The organism is Vibrio sp. 10N.286.52.C3 (genome assembly GCF_041468865.1).
Lineage (GTDB): Bacteria > Pseudomonadota > Gammaproteobacteria > Enterobacterales > Vibrionaceae > Vibrio > Vibrio crassostreae_C.
This window is the reverse complement of the sequence record NZ_JBFRJM010000154.1, coordinates 1-374: the sequence shown is the minus strand read 5'-3', so window position 1 is coordinate 374 and position 374 is coordinate 1. Positions and strand designations below refer to the sequence as shown.

Here is a 374-nt window from a genome sequence, read left to right as displayed (position 1 = left end):
ATTTTCCGGATTGGTATAATGGGCTGTTTATACCAGGCTACTTTCTGTAATTTATTAAATTCCAGAAAGCAAAAAGGCTCTAGCATTTCTGCTAGAGCCTTAAATATGGCAGGGGTGGAGAGATTCGAACTCCCAACACGCGGATTTGGAATCCGCTGCTCTGCCAATTGGAGCTACACCCCTATTTTCAGTTTTAAAGAGCTGAAACTCTGAATAAGTGGCGGAGTGGACGGGACTCGAACCCGCGACCCCCGGCGTGACAGGCCGGTATTCTAACCAACTGAACTACCACTCCGCAGTGGTCAACTCACTAAGTGAGCGTCCATATCTCCAGGTCGGTCAACCTAAAGATTTAATTTAAAGCCTGGCGATGT

The 374-nt window shown here is 47.1% G+C and carries 2 tRNA genes; both read right to left on the bottom strand.

The window, feature by feature from the left end:
• Nucleotides 1-106: 106 nt before the first annotated feature.
• Nucleotides 107-183, bottom strand: a tRNA-Trp gene (locus tag AB4138_RS23930).
• 35 nt (nucleotides 184-218) lie between these two features.
• Nucleotides 219-295: transfer RNA gene (locus tag AB4138_RS23925), tRNA-Asp, on the bottom strand.
• Between the last annotated feature and the right edge of the window lie 79 nt (nucleotides 296-374).